Origin of the sequence: Bradyrhizobium sp. I1.14.4 (assembly GCF_050435825.1) — a bacterium.
Taxonomy (GTDB): Bacteria; Pseudomonadota; Alphaproteobacteria; order Rhizobiales; family Xanthobacteraceae; genus Bradyrhizobium.
The window spans coordinates 55834-75362 of sequence record NZ_JBNDLA010000021.1 but is presented as its reverse complement, the minus strand read 5'-3'; the positions used below and the strand labels follow the sequence as shown (position 1 = coordinate 75362).

The following is a 19529-nucleotide window of genomic DNA, read 5'->3' as shown; positions in this document are numbered from 1 at the left end:
TGTGACCTGTCCGAGAGTATCAGCACGCGCTGGACTGATCTGACGCCCCAGTTCGGAGCGTTTCTTCGCTCGCGTCGCTTCAGTCTGAGGCTTCCGAGCGAGTCGGCATTGATAAGTGGCTTCGTTCAAACGGGGAGAGGGCGATACCAAAAGGCCACCATATAAAGACCAGGTGTCCAATCAATCCGAAATTAAAAGGACACTACATAAGCAGATGATGCCCGCCCGCGGCCGCGATCTCGAGCGCGCGTTTGGCGCTCTCCTGCCCCTTGATGTCGCGCAGGTCGAGATGCGCTTCCTCGCGCTCATGCACTTTCGGCTGCGGGCGCGACAGAACCTGCGTGCCCTTGAAGTGATTGGCGATCTGGATCAGCGAGTGAGCGGCGATGATCTGGATGTCGGGGCTGGCCCAGGCGGCTTCCGAGCCGCAGGCGGCCGGGCAGATCAATCCCTCATCGCGCGAATTGGCGCCGATCGCCGCCGGCAGCACGCCGGCCACCGGCGCGATCGAGCCGTCCAGCCCAAGCTCGCCGAGCACAGTGAAGCCGCCGAGCGCATCCGGCGGGATCGCCCCGATCGCCGCCATCAGGCCGAGCGCAATCGGCAGGTCGTAATGGCTGCCCTCCTTGGGCAGGTCGGCCGGCGCGAGGTTGACGGTGATGCGGCGGGCGGGAAGCGCAAGCCCGGAGGCGATCAGCGCCGAACGCACCCGCTCGCGCGCCTCCGACACCGCCTTGTCGGGCAGGCCGACGATCGCAAACGCCGGCAGTCCCGGCGCGACCTGGACCTGCACGTCGACCGCGCGGGCCTCGATCCCCTCGAATGCGACGGTAGAAACGCGCTGGACCATGCTGCCCCTATCTTCCGCAATCGAAGGTAGCGGAGCGGGCTTCCCAGCGCAAGAACATTAAGGGAACATCCGGGGGCGACGCGAGCCGCTCCCGGATGCGCCGCTGTTACAGCGTCATCTGCATCGGTTCCGGATAGTAGTGGAAGCCCTCGCCGGCCTTGGCGACGTGGCCGTAGCCGGGCCAGGCGAAGTGATAGGACATCACCGGCGTCTTGTTCGCGGCCAGCATCTCCAGCAGCTTGACCCGTGAGTTCGCCGCCTGCTTCGGATCGGTGTCGTAGGAGAACTCCATCCGTGGCCGCTCCAGCAGCAGCACCGCGTGATGCGAGAGGTCGCCGAGGAAGGCGAAGGATTTGCCGCCCGAACTCACCATGAAGATGGTGTGGCCCACGGTGTGGCCGGGTGCTGCGATCGCCTGCACGCCCGGCAGGAATTCCTGGCCGTCCTTGAAGAACACGATGCGGTCGCGCACCGGCAGCAGGTTTTTGCGGGCGTGCACGATGAAATCCTTCAGCCCGCCGCCCATCTTGCCTTCGTCGGTCCAGAAATCGAGATCGCTCTGCGCGATGTAGTACTGCGCATTCGGGAACAGCGGCTTGTTGTCGCCATCGACGATGCCGCCGATATGATCGATGTGCGCGTGCGACAGCACGACGGCGTCGATGTCCTCCGGCTTGATGCCGGCTTCCTTCATGCTCTTCTGCTGCCGGCCGGTGGTCTTGCCGAACAGCTGCGACGTGCCCATGCCGGTATCGAACAGGATCAGTCTGTCGCCCATGTTGACGATCGGCGAGTTCTGCTCGAGCACGACATTGTCGGGCGAGAGGAAGTTGTCGGAGAGCATCTTCTTGACCTCTTCCTTCGGCACGCCGGTGAAGGTGCCGGAGGGATCGCCGAGCGGAAGTGGGCCGTCGGACACCACGGTCACTTCGGCATCGCCGAGCGTGAAGCGATGCCAATAGGGTGTCTGCGTGCCCAGCTTCGGCGCGCGCGCCTGTGCGGTGCCGCCGAGCATGGTGCTGGCGCCGAGACCGGCACCGAGCGCGAGCAAGGATCGTCGTGAGACATTGAGCGTCATAACGTCTTCCTCCACATTTTTTATGAGATTGTCGCGTTGTTGCCCGCGCGCTGACCCGCCGCTTGACCTGACGCTTGACCTGACGCAGGCAAGAGGATGCTGCCCTCGCCCGCGCAAGCTGGCAAGAAGAATAAGGCGAACGCATGCGCCGTCGAACTCTGGCTCAAGTTCAACCTGCATGTGCGGCGCACAAGGGAGGATTATTTGGCGGCGCGCTTGGGCTCGATGGTATCCCAGATCATCGCGGCGACGTCGGGGCCATTGAGCCGCTGAATTGCGCGGATGCCGGTCGGGGAGGTGACGTTGATCTCGGTCAGGTTGCCGTCGATCACATCGATGCCGACGAACAGCAGGCCGCGTTCGCGCAGCGCCGGTCCGAGCGTGGCGCAGATTTCGCGCTCGCGATCCGAGAGCTCGGTCGCCTTGGCCGCGCCACCGCGCACCATGTTGGAGCGCAGATCGTCCGCCGCCGGCACGCGGTTGACGGCGCCGGCGAACTCGCCGTCGACCAGGATGATCCGCTTGTCGCCATGCTTCACCTCGGGGAGGAAGCGCTGGATCACCCAGGGCTCCTTGAAGGTGACCGAGAACATGTCGAACAGCGAGCCGAAATTCATGTCCTGCGGCATCACGCGGAACACGGCGGCGCCGCCATGGCCGTGCAACGGTTTCATGACGACGGCGCCATGCTGGTCGCGGAACGCGTTGATCTCGTCGAGGTCGCGCGAGATCAACGTCGGCGGCATCAGCTGCGGGAAATTCATCACGAACAGCTTTTCCGGCGCGTTGCGCACGCTGGCCGGATCGTTGACGACCAGGGTCTTCGGATGAATGCGCTCGAGGAAATGGGTCGAAGTGATGTAGGCGAGGTCGAACGGCGGGTCCTGACGCAGCAGCACGACGTCGAAGCTGTTGAGCGGCTCGCGCTTCGGTTCGCCCAGCGTGAAGTGATTGCCGACCTCATCGCGCACGGTGAGAAGCTGCAGCGGTGCCACCAGCTCCTCGCCGCGCAGCGACAGCTTGTCGGGCGTATAGTAGGAAATGCCGTGGCCGCGCTTCTGCGCCTCGAGCAGCAGCGCAAAGGTGGAATCGCCGCGGACGTTGATGCGCGCGATAGGATCCATCTGGACGGCGACGTTCAATTTCATAGGCGTGTCCCGCGAGGTCTGAGGGTAACTTCAAGTGCTTGCGTCGAATGCCGCTAACAGATGGCGCGGCAGGCTCTTCGGCGCAATCAGCACGGCGTCGAATCTGAGATCAAATTCGGCATGTTCGGGATGCGCCATCAGCCAGGCCTGGGCGGCATTGACGATGCGTTGCTGCTGGCGCGGCGTCACCGCATAGGCGGCGTCGTCGAGGCTGGCACGGGCCTTGACCTCGACGAAGGTGATCAGATTACGCCGGCGGGCCACCAGGTCGATCTCGCCATAGGGGGTGCGGAAGCGTCTTGCCAGGATACGATAGCCCTTGGCGATCAGAAGGGCTGCGGCGCGGCTTTCGGCCGAGATGCCGGTGCGGAACGCCGCGACGCGTTCGGGCGAGGCGCTGTCAGTCTTCGCCATCGTCGTCTCCGATGGTTTTTGCGAGCTCGAGGGCGCGGGCGTAGACCTCGCGGCGTGACCGGCCCGACAGTTCGACCGCGTGGGCAACCGCATCCTTGACGCTGCCGCGGGCGAGCTGCGCGCGCAAGAGATCGTCGAGCGCATCCTGGTCCATCACCCCGGCATCATCAGCCGGGGGGCCGATGATGAGCACGAACTCGCCGCGAGTCTCCAGCGCGTCCGCGCCTGCCGCAAGCTCGGCGACCGGTGCGCGCTTGACCTCCTCGTGCAGCTTGGTCAGCTCGCGGCAGATCGCGGCATCGCGCCCAGCCATGATCGCGGCGAGATCGCGCAGCGTGTCCTGCACGCGATTGCCCGATTCGAATATCACGAGCGTTGAATCGATCCGGGCGAGCTCATTGAGTCGCGTGCGGCGCGCGTGCTCCTTCGCCGGCAAAAATCCCTCGAAGAAGAACCGGTCGGTCGGCAGCGCCGCAACCGACAGCGCCGTCAGCACCGATGACGGCCCGGGAACCGCGGTGACGGCATGTCCGGCGGCGCAGACGTCGCGAACCAGCTTGAAGCCGGGATCGGAGATCAGCGGCGTGCCGGCGTCGGAAACCAGTGCGATCGCGGCGCCCTGCGCCAGCCGTTCGAGGATCTTGGGACGGGCCTGGGCCGCGTTGTGCTCGTGGTAGAGCGCGAGCTCCGCGGTGATCGCGTAACGCTCGGTCAGGCGGCGGGTTATCCGGGTGTCCTCGCAGGCGATGACGTCGACGCCCGCCAGCGTCTCCAGCGCGCGCAGGGTGATGTCGGCGAGATTTCCGATCGGGGTCGCGACCAAATGGAGCCCGGGTGCAGCCTTTGGCGCGGCCAGCTGCTGGCTGCCAATCGAAAAGGTTCTGGCCGCAGCACCTGTTGTGGCATCCGAACTGTGGAGGGAACTGGCTTTTGCGCGCATAATGCCAATCTAGAGGGATGGCAGCGCTCGCGCCACATCCGCAAAGGGCGGTGACGGAACGCTGCCCGACAGGGGAAATGGAGGCCGCGGCAAGGGCGCCGCGGGGCCATAATCCTTTTGTTTTAGTTAACTATTCGCCGACAATATGCCTGAATCCACCCGCCTCATCAGAGCTGGATGGCGTCCTGGCTGATCACGGTCGGCCAAGAGAAGAGAGACGATGGAAGGCCCGCATCACCGCAAGTCCCCGCCGTCGGGCACGACCCGGCGGACCGCGCTCGGCCTCCTCGTGGGCGCGCCGCTGCTGACGGCCTGCTCCGGCGTCCAGCAGAGCTTGAGTCAATTTTCCAGCCCGTTCGGCGGCAACCAGGAAGCCGGTCCGGCCGGCCCGCCGCAACAGCCGCAGGCGGTCGGTACCGGGCAGGTCAAGATCGGGCTGATCCTGCCGCTGTCGGCCTCTGGCAATGCCGGACTCGCCGCCCAGTCGATGCGGAACGCTGCCGAAATGGCGCTGGCGGAGTTTCAGAACCCGAACATTCAGCTCTTGATCAAGGACGATGGCGGCAGTCCGCAGGGCGCGGCGCAGGGCACCCAGCAGGCGCTGTCGGAGGGTGCCGAGATCATTCTGGGACCGCTATTCGCCGGCTCGGTGCCGGCTACCGCGCAACTGACGCGGCCGCGCGGAACCTCGGTGATCGCATTCTCCACCGATTCGAGCGTGGCCGGACGCGGCGTCTATCTCCTGAGCTTCCTGCCGGAATCCGACATCAATCGCATCGTCGACTATTCCGCGGGGATCGGAAAGCGCTCGTTCGCCGCGATGGTGCCCGACAATGCCTATGGCAATGTGGTGGAGGCCGCATTCAAGCAGGCGGTGGGCCGCAAGAACGGCCGCGTCGTCGCATTCGAGAAATACGGCGCCGGTCGCGCGACGCCGGCGCGGACCGTGGCGCAGGCGCTCGGCCAGGCCGATGCGCTGCTGATCGCCGATGACGGCGATTCGGTCGTCGCGACCGCCGATGCGCTGACCGCGGCCGGCGCCAATCTGCGCAGCATCCAGCTGCTTGGCACCGGGTTGTGGGACAATCCGCGGGTGTTCGCGAGCCCCGTCCTGCAGGGCGGCCTCTACGCCGCGCCCGATCCGTCCGGCTTCCGCAGCTTCGCCGGCCGCTATCGCGCCAAATACGGTGGCGAGCCGGTGCGCACCGCAACGCTAGCCTATGACGCCGTGGCGTTGATGGCGGCGCTTGCGCGCACCCAGGGCGCGCAGCGCTTTGCGCCGGAGACGCTGACCAATCCATCCGGCTTTGCCGGGATCGACGGCCTGTTCCGCTTTCGCTCCGACGGCACCAATGAGCGTGGTCTCGCGGTCATGAAAGTGGCGTCCGGCGGCGGCACGCCGGTCGCAGGCTCGCCGAAAAGTTTTGGCGCTTAGTTTTCGTCAGGCGGTCAAGCTGCCTTGTCGAGCGCCGGAACCCGCCAGCTACTTTGCATGGGGTTGTTTTCGATATTTTGGCAGCGCGCACCTAGGCGGCGAGGTCCGCGACGACCGCGTCGAGCACCGGGAAGCCCGACTTCGTCACCCGCAGCCGACCGTCGGCATCGACGGCGATGGCGCCTTCCTCGCGCAGCATGGCGATCCGGTGCGGATCGAGCTTGCGGCCGGAGAGTGCCGCATAGCGCTTTGGATCGATCCCCTCGGCGAGCCGCAGCCCCATCAGGAGAAATTCGTCGGCGCGTTCTTCGCTGTTGAGGCTGTCATCGGTGACGACGCCATGACCGCGCTCCTCGACGTTCAACAGCCATGCCTCGGGGCGCCGCTCGGTTGCAGTCGCGTGCCTGACGCCGTCGATGTCGAGTCGGCCATGCGCGCCGGGGCCGATGCCGGCATATTCCTCACCGCGCCAGTAGACGAGGTTGTGCTTACACTCCGCGCCTGACCGGGCGTGGTTGGAGATCTCGTAGGCCGGCAATCCCTCGCGGGCACAGACCTCCTGCGTCACGTCGTAGAGTGCGCGGGCGGTCGCTTCGTCCGGCGTCTGCAATTTGCCGGCAGCATGCAGCCCGAAGAACGGCGTGCCTTCCTCGATCGTGAGCTGATAGAGCGACAGATGCTCGGCCGCTTCCGAGATCGCCTGCTTCAATTCATTCGCCCACATCTGCGGCGTCTGGTCGGGGCGGGCGTAAATCAGATCGAACGAGTAACGGTCGAATGCTGAGCGCGCAATCGCGACCGCGTCGAGCGCCTCGCGCGCGGTGTGCAGGCGGCCCAATGCCTTCAGCGAAGCATCATCCAGCGCCTGCACGCCGAGCGACACGCGATTGACGCCGGCCACGCGATAGCCGCGAAAGCGCGTCGCCTCGACGCTGGTCGGATTGGCCTCGAGCGTAACCTCGACGTCGCGCGCCACCGACCAATGCTTGCCGATCGCATCGAGCACGGCGCCGACGGTCTGCGGCTGCATCAGTGAGGGCGTGCCGCCGCCAAGGAAGATCGAGGACACCTCGCGTCCCGGCACCCGCGCAGCGGTCGTCTCGATCTCGCGAGCGAATGCGCGCACGAAGCGCTCCTCGTCGACGGGCGCATGCCGCACGTGGCTGTTGAAATCGCAATACGGGCATTTTGACAGGCAGAACGGCCAGTGCACGTAGACGCCGAAGGCTTCTCGTTCAGCGGCTTCTCGTTCAGCGTGGCTCAAGGCAGATCTCCGCGAGCTTCACGAAGGCGCGGGCGCGATGCGACAGGCCGAGCCCGAGCGGCGGCAGGCCGTGCTTCTCGATGCTGGTCATCTCGCCGAAGGTCCGCGTATAGCCGTCGGGCAGGAACGCCGGATCGTAGCCGAAGCCGGCGGTGCCGCGCGGCGGCCAAACCAGGGTTCCATCGGCGCGGGCCTCGACTTCCTCAAGGTGATCGTCCGGCCAGGCCACGCACAGCGCAGAGACGAAATGCGCCTTGCGCTGCTCCGGCGCGGTGGCGCCGCGCTCCTGCAGCAGCCGCTCGATCCGCGTCATCGCCGCCATGAAGTCATTGCCCTCGCCGGCCCAGCGTGCCGAGTAGATCCCGGGCGCGCCGTCGAGCGCGTCGACCACGAGGCCGGAATCGTCGGCGAAGGCCGGTAGTCCCGCCGCTTTCGCCGCCGCGATCGCCTTGATCGCTGCATTGGCCCGAAAGCTGTCGCCGGTCTCCTCGGGCTCCGCCAGATCGAGCTCGCCGGCCGACACCGCCTCGACGCCGTGCGGCGCGAGCAGTTCCCGCATCTCGGCGAGCTTGCCGGGATTATGGGTGGCGATGACGAGCCTTCCGGTGATTCGGCGATGCATAACCAATCTGACTACGCCACCGCGATCTTTTGCAAGTCGACCAGACGCGCGACACCTTTGCGCGCCAGTGCCATCAGCGCCAGGAATTCGCCTTCCGAGAACGGCGTCTTCTCCGCGGTGCCCTGCACCTCGATGATCCGGCCGTCGCCGGTCATGACGAAATTGGCATCGGTCTCGGCTTCGGAGTCCTCGGCGTAATCGAGATCGAGCACCGGCGTGCCCTGGTAGATGCCGCAGGAAATCGCCGCCACATTATCGCGCAACACGTTGGTCTTCAGCATGTTGCGGGTCTTCATCCAGTTGATGCAGTCGGCCAGTGCCACCCAGGCACCGGTGATCGAGGCGGTGCGGGTGCCGCCGTCGGCCTGGATGACGTCGCAATCAACCGTGATCTGGCGCTCGCCGAGGGCCTCGAGATCGACGGCCGCGCGCAGCGAGCGGCCGATCAGCCGCTGGATCTCGACGGTCCGGCCGCCCTGCTTGCCGGCGGAGGCCTCGCGGCGGGTGCGTTCCAGGGTGGCGCGCGGCAGCATGCCGTATTCGGCTGTGACCCAGCCACGGCCCTGGCCCTTCAGCCACGGCGGCAACCGCTCTTCCAGCGTGGCGGTCACCAGCACGTGGGTGTCGCCGAATCTCACCATGCAGGAACCCTCGGCATATTTGACGACGCCGCGTTCGAGCGACACGGGACGCAGTTCATCGGGCGCACGGCGGCTTGGCCGCATGAAATCCTCCAAAAATCCGAGAGATATGGCTGGGCGTGCTTGTAGGAGGGGGAAGGGGCAGCGGCAAGAGTTTTCGGCCCCCGGTATGGTCCGGTGCCAGGGGGCCGAATGCATGCTTGTCACCGGCCTCCCGGAGCGACAGATTAGGCAGCAATTGTGAAGGACTGGAGTGTGACTCACCACGATCCGATAGGCCTGATTGCGCCGCATGCCGGGCTCGCCCAGCTCAATGAGCGTTCGCGCGACATTTTTCGTCAAATCGTCGAAAGCTATCTTGCGACCGGCGAGCCGGTCGGCTCGCGCAACATCTCGCGCCTGATCGCATTGCCGCTGTCGCCGGCCTCGGTCCGCAACGTGATGTCGGATCTCGAGCAGCTCGGCCTGATCTATGCGCCGCATACCTCCGCCGGCCGGTTGCCGACCGAACTCGGCCTGCGCTTCTTCGTCGACGCTCTGATGCAGGTCGGCGACCTCACCGAGGCCGAGCGTCAATCGATCCAGACCCAGCTTGCCGCCGTCGGCCGTGCGCAATCTGTCGAGGCGGCACTCGGCGAGGCGTTGACGCGGCTGTCGGGGCTGACCCGTGCCGCAGCAGTAGTGCTGACGCAAAAGTCGAATGCGCGGCTGAAGCACATCGAATTCGTGCGGCTGGAGCCGGAGAAGGCGCTGGTGGTGCTGGTCGGCGAAGACGGCCAGGTCGAAAACCGGGTGCTGGCGCTGCCGCCGGGCGTTCCATCCTCGGCGCTGACGGAAGCGACCAATTTCCTCAATGCGCGGATCCGTGGCCGGACGCTGGCCGAAGCGCGGCTCGAGCTTGAGACGGCATTGACGCAAAACCGCGCCGAGCTCGACCAGCTCACGCAAAAGGTCGTTGCGGCCGGCATTGCAAGCTGGTCCGGCGGCGAGAGTGAGGACCGGCAGCTGATCGTGCGCGGTCACGCCAATCTGCTCGAAGATCTGCATGCGCTCGACGATCTCGAGCGGATCAAGTCGCTGTTCGACGATCTCGAGACCAAGCGCGGCGTGATCGATCTGCTCGGCCGCGCCGAGCGCGGCGAGGGTGTGCGGATTTTCATCGGCTCGGAGAACAAGCTGTTCTCGCTGTCGGGTTCCTCGACCATCATCGCGCCATATGGCGACGCCCAGGGCCGGATCGTCGGCGTCCTCGGGGTGATCGGACCGACACGGCTGAACTATGCGCGGGTGATCCCGACCGTCGATTATGCCGCGCGGATCGTCAGCAAGATGCTGGGCGGCTGACCGGACCGGATTTCGCTTTCATTTTGCACCCAGGTCGGAGATCCCTGTTCCCGAAACCGGTATGTTGCGCTTGATTTTCGCCGCTTAAAGCACGATATCCCGGCAAGCAATCCCCAAGATTTGAACCGACGCGAGTTTTCGAGAAGGCAAGCCATGACCGATCCGAACCGGGCCAACGACAACACCGAAAATTCGGCGCCGACGGGTGAGCCCGTGGTCTCGAAGCCCTACATCATGCCTGACGATCCCGAGGCGGGATCAGCGGAGGCGCTAACCAAGGAACTCGCCGAGGCGCGCGACCGGACATTGCGCACGCTGGCCGAGATGGAAAATCTCCGTCAGCGCACCCGCCGTGAGGTCGCCGACGCCAAAACCTACGGCATCACCGGCTTCGCCCGTGACGTGCTCGACATCGCCGACAATCTGCAGCGCGCGCTCGACGCCGTGCCGGCCGAGACCAAGGAAGCAGCCGATCCCGGCCTGAAAGCGCTGATCGAAGGCGTCGAGCTGACCGAGCGCTCGCTGCTCAACACGCTGGAAAAGAATGGCGTGAAGAAGTTCGATCCGATCGGCGAGAAATTCGATCCGAACTTCCAGCAGGCGATGTTCGAGGTGCCTGACGCCTCGGTGCCGTCGGGCACCGTGGTGCAGGTGGTGCAGGCCGGCTACATGATCGGCGAGCGCATCCTGCGTCCAGCGCTGGTCGGCGTCTCCAAGGGCGGCGCCAAGGCCGCCCCAAGCGCCGACATCACGGTCTGATCGGTCCGACGCCGGTTGCGAAGGTGTGAGCTTGCTGCCGTGGCTTCACGACAGCGGCTTCTCATCAGCCTTCGGCCAATAGGTGCCGAAGCTCCAGAGATTTCCTTCCGGGTCGCGGCAGGCAAAATCACGGCTGCCATAGTCGGTCTCGCGCAGTTCCAATTCGATCTTTGCGCCCGCCGCCCTGGCCTTCGCATGCAGGGCGTCGGGATCGTCGACGGCGATGTAGATTGAATCTGTGCGTCGGCCGGTGAGATCTCCAACCAGCCCGCCATAGGCATCGTCGCGGCTCTGGCCCAGCATCAGCATCGAGGAACCATAGGCAAGCTCGGCGTGGTGGATCACGCCGCCGTCGCGGTAGACGACGTGCTCCGTGAATCCGATCACCGTCGTAAGCCAGGCGATCATCGACTCAGCATCCTTGCAGCGCAGGGTCGGATAGATGCGGGGCGGTTCGATGTCGTGCGTCATGGTAGCTCACCTCCTTGGCTGATGGCGCCACTCTGCATGAGCCCATGCGGCTCCGGCTTGAAGGTTTGTTACCAGTCCGGCAGTGCGTCGTCGGCGTGAACCAGCCGGTGGTCGGTCAGCGCCTGGCGCCGCGCCCAGGCGGTTGGCGGCTCTCCGGCGAATTCGACGAACTCGCGGGCGAGATGGGCCTGGTCGGCATAGCCGCTTTCCGCCGCAACTCCCGCCCAGCCAAGTTTGGATCCGCTTTGCGCCAGCCGGCTCGCCCGATGAAACCGCATCATGCGTGCCAGCGATTTGGGCGCGAGGCCGAACTCGGATCGAAACCGGTCGACCAGATGCTTGCGGCTCCAGCCGATTTCGTCAGCCAGTGCCGTGATGCGGGCGGCCCCGGCCGAGCGTGCCAGTCTTCGATAGGCGAACGCGACTTCGGGGGACGGCGTGTGGCCAGCGCGGCTGAGCACGAAGGCCTCGATCAGGTCGAAGCGGCGCTGCCAGCATGCCACCGCGCCGAGCTGCTCGCGCAGACGGCGGCCATCATGGCCGAGCACATCGTCGATATCGACCATGCGCCCGACCAGATCGGTCACCGCGCCGCCGAAGAAGCTGTAAGCGCCGAGCGGGGTGAAATCCACCTGCACGCAGGCGGCCTGGCCGTCGGATTCGATGTAGACCGGCCCCGCATGCAGGCCGGCGGCGAAGCTCGATTGACTATCGGCCGCACCGGGTTCGCGTGAAAGCGCGATCAGAAACGGCGAGCCGAAACTGACGATCAGTGGGACGATGAGCGGCGCAGTCTGGCGCTGCGCGAACCGGCCGGTCGCGGTCTCGCGATAACCCGTGATCCGGACGATCAGGCCCGCCATCCGTGGCGATGGCAGGCGCTGCGTGAGATCGAATGCAATCGGTGACGTGGACTCGGCCATGCGGATCTCGCGCGCGGCGGCGGTCAGGCGATATCCGACGACTGGATGCGCTTGACGCCGGCCTTGGCCATATCGGCCCAAGCCTTGGCGAGCGATCCTTGCGTGTCGATGCCGCGGCAGGCGTCTTCCACGACATAGGTTTCGAAGCCGGCCTTGCGCGCATCGAGCGCGGTCCATGCCACGCAGAAATCGGTGGCGAGCCCGGCCACGAAAACCCGCTCCACCTTGCGTGCCTTCAGATAGGCGGCGAGCCCGGTGGTGGTCTTGCCGTCGGCCTCGGTGAACGCGGAGTAGCTGTCGACGTCCTTGTGAAAACCCTTGCGGATGATCAGCTCGGCCTGCGGGATCGCGAGTTCCTTCGACAGGGAGGCGCCGTCGGTGCCCTGCACGCAGTGGTCCGGCCACAGCACCTGCTTCCCATAGGCGAGGTCGACGGTCTCGAACGGCTTCTTGCCGGAATGGGTCGAGGCAAAGGAGACGTGTCCGGGGGTGTGCCAGTCCTGTGTCATCACCACATTGGCAAAGCTCTTGGCGATCCGGTTGATCACCGGCACCACTTGCTCGCCATCCTTCACCGCAAGGCTGCCGCCGGGCAGGAAGCAGTTCTGCACGTCGATCACGAGCAGTGCGGAGCCATCGTCGGGTTTGATCGCAGCCGCCCGGAGACGCCTTGGAACCGCAGTCGCCAGCGCCAGCGTACCGAGGCCTGCAACAATCCGTCGTCGATCCAACATCGCGCCCCTCCTCGCTTTGATAACCGCGCGAGGAAGCTAGTTCCGTTCGGGGACCTGCGAAAGTCCGATTTTCGCAAGAGCCCGATCAGCCGCGCGGCTGGATGCCGTCGCGCACCGCGCGGAAGCGCGGGAAGGCCTTCTCCCAATCAGTGCGCGGCGAGCTACCGATGACGCGCATCGATGTTTGCGCGCCGAACCGCAGCCACTGCACGATGGTCACCGGGGTGTTGTCCTTGCCGCTGACGGCGTCGATCCGCGTCTCGAAGCCGGGCTGCCCGTCGATCCGGATCGGTTCGGACATGGTGATCCGCCCGTCGCGCACGCCGGGGATCGTGGTCGCGATCTGCTGGGCAAAGCGGCCGCGATCATCGGGCGTGGCTGGGGCCGAGCCGATGATGCCGAGAAGCATGAAGGGCTTGGTCTCAAGGGCCCTGTCGTCGCCGTCGGCCATCAGCAACGCGGCGCCCGGCGCCAGCATGCGAACATTCTTGAAATCGCTGAGCTCGGTGACCTTGAACGGCATCATGCCGAGCTGCTCGTCGACCGGCACCTCCTTGCGGATTTCGGCGGAGGCGAACATCTGCCGTACGGCGTCGTCGGTGTAGATCTTGCTGGCGTTCTCCGGCACCTGCACCGCGACATAGCCGGAGAAGGTCGGTCCCGGCAGGATCATGGAATAGCGCCGCACATTGATGGCGCCGTTGCGCGCGCTCTCCACGGTGTAGTAGGCAAGGCCAGCCGGCGTCTCAAGGCTCTCCGGCTTGATATTTCCGGTGCCGCCCGGGTTGGCCTTGAAGGCGCTCGCGACCTCGGTATAGGCGTCCGCTGGCAGATCGGCGATCAAGACCTTCACGCCCTGATCCTCCGTCTCGAAGCCGATGAATGACTTGGCACGGACGAGGCCCACCAGCGGTTTCATCCCGACATGTGCGCCAGGCGGAAACACCGCGTCGGCGGCAAAGCCACGACAGGTAGCAGCAATCAGCAAGGCAACCGCAACGAGAACTCGAAAAGGCGTCATGGGGGATTCTACCGGTTTTGCTGGGTGGCCGCGCAACGGGGCCGGTGCAGGGCTGGATGGCCTCTTTCAGTCGGACCGCTTTTAGCGGTTTTGATGACCCTGCAACAGGCCGCCAAATCTCCGCTCCGGGCCTGCAGGCCCGATTCCATCGGCTTTTCGCCCTGATTGGCAGGCACTTTCCAGTTTCCCGACGTTTCCGCGATCGGCCGCCAGCGGCCAAACAGCGCGCCCTCGACCCGTGCGCCGCTCTCGCATACGACGTTTGTAAGCGTTCACTCAACAGCGCTGACGTCGCGCGGCGGACGTTCGCGGTCGACGGCGGGCGTCATCATTGCCGATTTGTTAACTTGGCTCGGGGTTGAACCGGCACTGGAGCCCGGCTGACACAATCTTTCAAACGTCAGTCTTTTCAGGCCTCAACGTTGCGTCCAGTCCTTGCGGGCAGGACCCTCTCTCCTATATCAGGCTCACCGTCGCAATATCGCGAGTATGTGAACGTCTGGGGGTTCGGTACGGAGCGCCGTCAGGGCCCAACCAACCTGCCGTAGCAAAGAGGATATGAAAACCATGGGTAAGGTCATTGGGATCGACCTCGGCACCACGAATTCGTGTGTCGCCGTAATGGATGGCAAGAACGCCAAGGTGATCGAGAATGCCGAGGGTATGCGAACGACGCCGTCGATCGTTGCCTTCACCGACGATGGCGAGCGCCTCGTCGGACAGCCGGCGAAGCGCCAGGCGGTGACCAATCCCGAGCGTACGTTCTTTGCGGTGAAGCGCCTCATCGGCCGCCGCTATGACGACCCGATGGTCGAGAAGGACAAGAAGCTCGTTCCCTACAAGATCGTCAAAGCATCGAACGGCGACGCCTGGGTCGAAGCCGACGGCAAGACCTATTCGCCCTCGCAGGTCTCGGCCTTCATTCTGCAGAAGATGAAGGAGACCGCTGAGGCGCATCTCGGCCAGAAGGTCGACCAAGCCGTCATCACCGTTCCTGCTTATTTCAACGACGCGCAGCGGCAGGCCACCAAGGACGCCGGCAAGATCGCCGGTCTCGAAGTGCTGCGCATCATCAACGAGCCGACGGCTGCCGCGCTCGCCTATGGCCTCGACAAGTCGAAGTCCGGCACGATCGCCGTGTACGACCTTGGCGGCGGCACCTTCGACGTCTCGATCCTCGAGATCGGCGACGGCGTGTTCGAGGTGAAGTCGACCAACGGCGACACCTTCCTCGGCGGTGAAGACTTCGACATGCGCCTGGTCGGCTATCTCGCCGACGAGTTCCAGAAGGAGCAGGGCATCAACCTGCGCAACGACAAGCTCGCCTTGCAGCGCCTGAAGGAGGCCGCTGAAAAGGCCAAGATCGAGCTGTCGTCGACCACGCAGACCGAAATCAACCTGCCGTTCATCACGGCTGACCAGACCGGTCCGAAGCATCTGACGATGAAGCTGACCCGCGCCAAGTTCGAGGCGCTGGTGGCCGATCTCGTCGAGAAGACCATCGAGCCGTGCCGCAAGGCGCTGAAGGATGCCGGCCTGACCGCCGGCGAAATCGGCGAAGTGGTGCTGGTCGGCGGCATGACCCGCATGCCGAAGATCCAGGAAGTGGTGAAGCAGTTCTTCGGCAAGGAGCCGCACAAGGGCGTCAATCCCGACGAAGTCGTCGCGATCGGTGCTGCGATCCAGGCCGGCGTGCTGCAGGGCGACGTCAAGGACGTGCTGCTGCTCGACGTGACCCCGCTGTCGCTGGGCATCGAGACGCTGGGCGGCGTGTTCACCCGCATCATCGACCGCAACACCACGATCCCGACCAAGAAGAGCCAGGTGTTCTCGACCGCCGAAGACAATCAAGGCGCCGTCACCATCCGCGTCTTCCAGGGCGAGCGTGAAATGGCGGCCGACAACAAGATGCTCGGCCAGTTCGACCTGATGGGCATTCCGCCGGCTCCGCGCGGCATGCCGCAGATCGAGGTGACCTTCGACATTGACGCCAACGGCATCGTCAACGTCTCGGCCAAGGACAAGGCGACCGGCAAGGAACAGCAGATCCGGATCCAGGCCTCCGGCGGTCTGTCCGAGGCCGACATCGACAAGATGGTCAAGGACGCCGAGGTCAACGCGGCCGAGGACAAGAAGCGCCGCGAGGCCGTCGACGCCAAGAACCACGCCGATGGCCTGGTTCATTCGACCGAGAAGGCTCTGGCCGAACACGGTTCGAAGATCGCCGAGACCGAGCGCCGTGCGATCGAAGACGCCGTCAGCGACCTCAAGGAAGCGCTGAAGGGCGACGACGCCGAGGCGATCAAGGCCAAGACCAACACGCTGGCGCAGGCTTCGATGAAGCTCGGCGAGGCCATGTACAAGCAGCAGGCCGAGGCCGACGCGGCCAAGGACGCTGCGAAGGATGACGTTGTCGACGCGGAGTTCACCGAGGTTGACGACGACAAGAACAACAAGAAATCTGCTTAAGCGCGGGTTTGCGATCATGACCCTCACACCAAAGAGCACGCGACGCGTCTCGGAGGAGTGGGGGTCATTTTTCTTTAAGGCGATCGCTGCATCTTCCAGACAGGCGCAATCCTTGACGCAATCCTTGGCGATCGCGACGAACTTCGGACGGAATTGAAGGATGTCCACCAAGCGCTGCTATTACGAGACCCTCGAGGTCGATCGGAACGCGGACGAGACCAAGCTGAAATCGGCTTTCCGCAAACTCGCGATGAAATGGCATCCGGACAAGAATCCGGGCGACGCCACCAGCGAAGTCCGGTTCAAGGAAATCAACGAAGCCTATGAGGTGCTGAAGGACGGCGACAAGCGCGCCGCCTATGACCGCTTCGGCCATGCCGCCTTCGAGCAGGGCATGGGTGGTGGCGGCCCCGGCTTCGGCGCCGGCTTTGCCTCATCGTTCTCCGACATCTTCGAGGATCTGTTCGGCATGGCCGGGCAGCGCCGCGGCGGCGGCCGCGAACGCGGCGCCGACCTGCGCTACAACATGGAGATCACGCTCGAGGAGGCCTTCCAGGGCAAGACCGCGCAGATCGAGATCCCGGTCTCGGTCACCTGCGAATCCTGCTCGGGCACCGGCGCCAAGGCCGGCACCAAGCCAAAGACCTGCTCGCATTGCGGTGGCGCCGGCCGTATCCGGCAGGCCCAAGGCTTCTTCACGCTGGAGCGAACCTGCCCCGGCTGCCAGGGCCGCGGCCAGATGATTGAGGACGCCTGCACCTCCTGCGCCGGTTCCGGCCGGGTAACGCGCGAGCGCACGCTGTCGGTCAACATTCCCCCGGGAGTGGAGGACGGCACCCGTATTCGTCTCGCCGGCGAAGGCGAGGCCGGTGTCCGCGGCGGGCCGCCCGGCGACCTCTACATCTTCCTGTCGCTGACCACGCACCAGTTCTTCCAGCGCGACGGCGCCGACCTGCACTGCCGCGTGCCGATCTCGATGGTGACCGCAGCGCTCGGCGGCGAATTCGAGGTGCCGACCATCGACAAGGGCAAGACCAAGGTGAAGGTGCCGTCCGGCACCCAATCCGGCCGGCGATTCCGCATCGCATCAAAGGGCATGCCGGTGCTCCGCTCGCGCCAGACCGGCGACATGTATGTCCAGGTTATGGTCGAAACGCCGCAGAATCTGACCAAGAAGCAGCAAGAATTGCTGATGGAGTTCGAAAAACTCTCGTCCGGCGCTACTCAGCCGGAGGCCGCGGGTTTCTTCTCTAAGGTCAAGGACTTCTTCGGAAACCGCGCCGCCCAGTAATTGTCGTCATGCTTGACCGTAACGGCTCTGACATATACGTCTTTGTGACTGTTTTCTGACAACCACTCGGTTGTGCGGTCCCGCCTGGAAGCGACATGCCCCTGCAATCGTCCGTGCGTGCGTCGAAGAAACCCCTCCGTCTCGACGACGAGGTTCGTTTTCTCCGTTCATGGATCGAGAAGCCGCTGCATATGGGCGCGGTAATGCCGTCCGGACGGCTGCTTGCCCGTACCATGGCGCAATATGTCGATCCCGAGGCCGAAGGGCCGGTTGTCGAACTCGGACCCGGCACCGGGGCGATCACCAACGCGCTGATCGAGCACGGCGTCGATCAAAAGCGTCTTGTCCTGGTCGAATACAATCCCGGCTTCTGTGCACTGCTGCGCGAACGCTATCCGCAGGCCAAGGTGGTCCAGGGCGACGCCTACGCGCTTCGTGACGCGCTGTGGGATGTCCTGAAGACTCCGGCCTCGGCCGTGGTCTCCGGCCTGCCGCTGGTCACCAAGCCGATGCTGACTCGTTTGAGGTTGATCCGCGACGCCTTCCAGGCGCTCGCGCCCGGCGCGCCTTTTGTTCAGTTCACCTATTCGGTGGCGCCCCCGATTCCGAAGTCGCTGCCGGGCGTGTCCACAGAGGCCTCCGAGCGGATCTGGATGAACCTTCCGCCCGCGCGGGTCTGGGTGTATCGCAAGGGCTGACGCGTATTCCGCAAGAGCGGGTGCCGGTTTTGCGCATGGAATACGCGCAGAACATTAGCTAAGAGCATTTTCAGAGAAAATGCTCGGCCGGTGCCGTCGCGCTGGACGCGTGCCCTAACCGCGATTTCAAAATGTCCGCACTGAAAATCCTCGTGATCCCCGGATCGCTTCGATCAGGCTCGCTCAACGCGAAGCTGGCCGCCGTGCTGGTGCAGGAGCTCGCGCAATCCGGCGCCGACGTCACTCGCATCTCGCTCGGCGATTTCCCGCTGCCGATCTATGACGGTGACCTGCAGGCGAGGTCGGGGGTGCCGCAGCATGCCGTCAATCTGAAGCGGATGATCGGCGCCCATCATGGCGTGCTGATCGTGACGCCGGAATATAATTCCTCGGTGCCGGCGCTGGTGAAGAACACCATCGACTGGGTGAGCCGCGTGCAGGATCCGCACGAGACCCGCGGAGAGGTGTTCCACGGCCGCGCCTTCGCGATCGCGGCGGCATCCGGCAATCGGCTCGGCGGCACCCGCGCGCTGGCGGCGCTGCGGCTGATCCTGACGGCGTGCCACGCCACCGTGATCCCGAACCAGCTCGCGCTGTCATTCGCCGAGCAGGCCTATGACGATATGGATCATCTAAAACACCAGGCCGACATCGACGCGATGCGAGCGTTGGTGCGGCAGCTGATCGACCATTCTCAACGCATGATGTGAGGTGACATGCCGCCAGCCAAGATCGCTCCAAGAGACCGGTTGATTGTGGCGCTCGACTTGCCATCCGTCGCCGCAGCCGAGGCGATGATCGACAGGCTCGGCGACAGCGTCACCTTCTACAAGATCGGCTATCAGCTCGGTTACGCCGACGGCCTCGCGCTGGCGAAGCAGCTTGCAGCCGGCGGCAAGAAAGTCTTTCTCGATCTCAAGCTGCATGACATCGGCAACACGGTCGCGCGCGGGGTCGAAAGCATCGCCGGTCTTGGCGCGGCCTTTCTCACCGTGCACGCCTACCCGCAGACCATGAAGGCGGCGGTCGAGGCGCGCGCAGGCTCCGGCCTGAAGATCCTCGCGGTGACGGTGCTGACCTCCTACGACGACGCGGACCTTCACGCGGCGGGCTACCGTCTCAACGTCTCCGATCTCGTCGAGGCGCGCGCCCGGCAGGCGCAGGCGCTCGGTGTCGACGGCCTCGTCAGCTCGCCCGAGGAAGCCGCCGCCTTGCGCAAGATCGTCGGCGATCAGATGAACCTGGTGACGCCGGGCATCCGCCCGGCGGGCTCGGCGACCGGCGACCAGAAGCGCATCATGACGCCGGCCCGCGCCATTGCCGCCGGCGCCGACTATCTGGTGGTCGGACGTCCGGTGATGGAGGCAGCCGATCCGAAGGCCGCCGCCGAAGCCATTCACACCGAAATCGCCCAAGCGCTTGCCTGA

Annotated in this window: 19 protein-coding genes and 1 pseudogene; 8 read left to right on the top strand and 12 right to left on the bottom strand. The window is 65.0% G+C overall.

Annotated features, from left to right (window positions below; all coding sequences use genetic code 11):
* Window positions 1-205 precede the first annotated feature (205 nt).
* From ABIB78_RS30010 to rsmI, 5 genes and pseudogenes are all read right to left on the bottom strand, one after another.
* Window positions 206-850: pseudogene (locus tag ABIB78_RS30010) on the bottom strand (magnesium chelatase domain-containing protein); the annotation flags it as partial.
* 106 nt (window positions 851-956) lie between these two features.
* Window positions 957-1928 carry an MBL fold metallo-hydrolase gene (locus ABIB78_RS30005; RefSeq protein ID WP_429031098.1) on the bottom strand — a complete coding sequence of 324 codons (972 nt, stop codon included), beginning with the start codon at window positions 1926-1928 and terminating at the stop codon, window positions 957-959.
* Between the two features lie 200 nt (window positions 1929-2128).
* Window positions 2129-3076, bottom strand: coding sequence for a glutathione synthase (gshB, locus tag ABIB78_RS30000; RefSeq protein WP_429031096.1), 948 nt, complete (start codon window positions 3074-3076; stop codon window positions 2129-2131).
* A 30-nt stretch (window positions 3077-3106) separates the two neighbouring features.
* Entirely contained in the window at window positions 3107-3490 is a 384-nt protein-coding gene (locus tag ABIB78_RS29995) for a YraN family protein (RefSeq protein WP_429031094.1), read from the bottom strand.
* A complete protein-coding gene (rsmI, locus tag ABIB78_RS29990; RefSeq protein WP_429031092.1) occupies window positions 3477-4430 on the bottom strand; it encodes a 16S rRNA (cytidine(1402)-2'-O)-methyltransferase in 954 nt (317 codons plus the stop codon). Before rsmI ends, ABIB78_RS29995 begins: the two co-directional genes overlap by 14 nt.
* Window positions 4431-4650: 220 nt before the next feature.
* On the opposite strand from rsmI, the gene ABIB78_RS29985 reads away from it, so the two are divergent.
* Complete coding sequence (locus tag ABIB78_RS29985; RefSeq protein ID WP_429031089.1) at window positions 4651-5865, top strand: penicillin-binding protein activator; 1215 nt, start codon at window positions 4651-4653, stop codon at window positions 5863-5865.
* A gap of 91 nt (window positions 5866-5956) precedes the next feature.
* Here ABIB78_RS29985 and hemW read toward each other — a convergent pair whose 3' ends face one another.
* From hemW to rph, 3 genes are read right to left on the bottom strand one after another with little or no spacing between them, the layout of a single operon-like run.
* Window positions 5957-7129, bottom strand: coding sequence for a radical SAM family heme chaperone HemW (hemW, locus tag ABIB78_RS29980; RefSeq protein ID WP_429031086.1), 1173 nt, complete (start codon window positions 7127-7129; stop codon window positions 5957-5959).
* Window positions 7116-7751, bottom strand: coding sequence for an RdgB/HAM1 family non-canonical purine NTP pyrophosphatase (rdgB, locus tag ABIB78_RS29975; RefSeq protein WP_429031084.1), 636 nt, complete (start codon window positions 7749-7751; stop codon window positions 7116-7118). Before rdgB ends, hemW begins: the two co-directional genes overlap by 14 nt.
* 11 nt (window positions 7752-7762) lie before the next feature.
* Window positions 7763-8476, bottom strand: coding sequence for a ribonuclease PH (gene rph, locus ABIB78_RS29970; RefSeq protein ID WP_429031081.1), 714 nt, complete (start codon window positions 8474-8476; stop codon window positions 7763-7765).
* A gap of 171 nt (window positions 8477-8647) precedes the next feature.
* Here rph and hrcA point away from each other — a divergent pair, with 171 nt between their 5' ends.
* Together hrcA and grpE are read left to right on the top strand one after the other, a co-directional pair.
* Window positions 8648-9736, top strand: coding sequence for a heat-inducible transcriptional repressor HrcA (gene hrcA / locus ABIB78_RS29965; RefSeq protein WP_021078184.1), 1089 nt, complete (start codon window positions 8648-8650; stop codon window positions 9734-9736).
* 153 nt (window positions 9737-9889) lie between these two features.
* Window positions 9890-10495: a nucleotide exchange factor GrpE gene (gene grpE, locus ABIB78_RS29960; protein ID WP_429031078.1), complete on the top strand. Its 606-nt coding sequence runs from the start codon at window positions 9890-9892 to the stop codon at window positions 10493-10495.
* Window positions 10496-10540: 45 nt separating this feature from the next.
* Here grpE and ABIB78_RS29955 read toward each other — a convergent pair whose 3' ends face one another.
* The 4 genes from ABIB78_RS29955 to ABIB78_RS29940 form a co-directional block, all read right to left on the bottom strand.
* Complete coding sequence (locus tag ABIB78_RS29955; RefSeq protein WP_429031075.1) at window positions 10541-10966, bottom strand: VOC family protein; 426 nt, start codon at window positions 10964-10966, stop codon at window positions 10541-10543.
* A gap of 68 nt (window positions 10967-11034) precedes the next feature.
* Window positions 11035-11889, bottom strand: coding sequence for a helix-turn-helix domain-containing protein (locus ABIB78_RS29950; protein ID WP_429031072.1), 855 nt, complete (start codon window positions 11887-11889; stop codon window positions 11035-11037).
* A gap of 23 nt (window positions 11890-11912) precedes the next feature.
* Window positions 11913-12623, bottom strand: coding sequence for a bifunctional nicotinamidase/pyrazinamidase (gene pncA, locus ABIB78_RS29945; protein ID WP_429031069.1), 711 nt, complete (start codon window positions 12621-12623; stop codon window positions 11913-11915).
* 85 nt (window positions 12624-12708) lie between these two features.
* Window positions 12709-13644 (bottom strand): hypothetical protein, encoded by a 936-nt coding sequence (locus tag ABIB78_RS29940; protein ID WP_429031066.1) that lies wholly within the window; start codon window positions 13642-13644, stop codon window positions 12709-12711.
* Between the two features lie 567 nt (window positions 13645-14211).
* On the opposite strand from ABIB78_RS29940, the gene dnaK reads away from it, so the two are divergent.
* The 5 genes from dnaK to pyrF all read left to right on the top strand — a co-directional run bounded on the left by dnaK (window position 14212) and on the right by pyrF (window position 19529).
* Window positions 14212-16113, top strand: coding sequence for a molecular chaperone DnaK (dnaK, locus tag ABIB78_RS29935; protein WP_429031063.1), 1902 nt, complete (start codon window positions 14212-14214; stop codon window positions 16111-16113).
* Between the two features lie 160 nt (window positions 16114-16273).
* Window positions 16274-17404 carry a molecular chaperone DnaJ gene (gene dnaJ / locus ABIB78_RS29930; protein ID WP_429031062.1) on the top strand — a complete coding sequence of 377 codons (1131 nt, stop codon included), beginning with the start codon at window positions 16274-16276 and terminating at the stop codon, window positions 17402-17404.
* Between the two features lie 95 nt (window positions 17405-17499).
* Window positions 17500-18102 (top strand): class I SAM-dependent methyltransferase, encoded by a 603-nt coding sequence (locus ABIB78_RS29925; RefSeq protein WP_429031060.1) that lies wholly within the window; start codon window positions 17500-17502, stop codon window positions 18100-18102.
* 131 nt (window positions 18103-18233) lie between these two features.
* Window positions 18234-18812, top strand: coding sequence for an NADPH-dependent FMN reductase (locus tag ABIB78_RS29920; protein ID WP_429031058.1), 579 nt, complete (start codon window positions 18234-18236; stop codon window positions 18810-18812).
* A 6-nt stretch (window positions 18813-18818) separates the two neighbouring features.
* Entirely contained in the window at window positions 18819-19529 is a 711-nt protein-coding gene (pyrF, locus tag ABIB78_RS29915) for an orotidine-5'-phosphate decarboxylase (protein ID WP_429031055.1), read from the top strand.

Bases quoted from the DNA above. Each gene is read 5' to 3' on its own strand.
- ABIB78_RS29925 (WP_429031060.1), top strand. From the start codon at position 17,500: ATGCCCCTGCAATCGTCCGTGCGTGCGTCGAAGAAACCCCTCCGTCTC.
- dnaJ (WP_429031062.1), top strand. From the start codon at position 16,274: ATGTCCACCAAGCGCTGCTATTACGAGACCCTCGAGGTCGATCGGAAC.
- pyrF (WP_429031055.1), top strand. From the start codon at position 18,819: ATGCCGCCAGCCAAGATCGCTCCAAGAGACCGGTTGATTGTGGCGCTC.
- ABIB78_RS29920 (WP_429031058.1), top strand. From the start codon at position 18,234: ATGTCCGCACTGAAAATCCTCGTGATCCCCGGATCGCTTCGATCAGGC.
- ABIB78_RS30005 (WP_429031098.1), bottom strand. From the start codon at position 1,928: ATGACGCTCAATGTCTCACGACGATCCTTGCTCGCGCTCGGTGCCGGT.
- rdgB (WP_429031084.1), bottom strand. From the start codon at position 7,751: ATGCATCGCCGAATCACCGGAAGGCTCGTCATCGCCACCCATAATCCC.
- dnaK (WP_429031063.1), top strand. From the start codon at position 14,212: ATGGGTAAGGTCATTGGGATCGACCTCGGCACCACGAATTCGTGTGTC.
- ABIB78_RS29995 (WP_429031094.1), bottom strand. From the start codon at position 3,490: ATGGCGAAGACTGACAGCGCCTCGCCCGAACGCGTCGCGGCGTTCCGC.
- ABIB78_RS29955 (WP_429031075.1), bottom strand. From the start codon at position 10,966: ATGACGCACGACATCGAACCGCCCCGCATCTATCCGACCCTGCGCTGC.
- ABIB78_RS29940 (WP_429031066.1), bottom strand. From the start codon at position 13,644: ATGACGCCTTTTCGAGTTCTCGTTGCGGTTGCCTTGCTGATTGCTGCT.
- grpE (WP_429031078.1), top strand. From the start codon at position 9,890: ATGACCGATCCGAACCGGGCCAACGACAACACCGAAAATTCGGCGCCG.
- gshB (WP_429031096.1), bottom strand. From the start codon at position 3,076: ATGAAATTGAACGTCGCCGTCCAGATGGATCCTATCGCGCGCATCAAC.
- rph (WP_429031081.1), bottom strand. From the start codon at position 8,476: ATGCGGCCAAGCCGCCGTGCGCCCGATGAACTGCGTCCCGTGTCGCTC.
- ABIB78_RS29985 (WP_429031089.1), top strand. From the start codon at position 4,651: ATGGAAGGCCCGCATCACCGCAAGTCCCCGCCGTCGGGCACGACCCGG.
- rsmI (WP_429031092.1), bottom strand. From the start codon at position 4,430: ATGCGCGCAAAAGCCAGTTCCCTCCACAGTTCGGATGCCACAACAGGT.
- pncA (WP_429031069.1), bottom strand. From the start codon at position 12,623: ATGTTGGATCGACGACGGATTGTTGCAGGCCTCGGTACGCTGGCGCTG.
- ABIB78_RS29950 (WP_429031072.1), bottom strand. From the start codon at position 11,889: ATGGCCGAGTCCACGTCACCGATTGCATTCGATCTCACGCAGCGCCTG.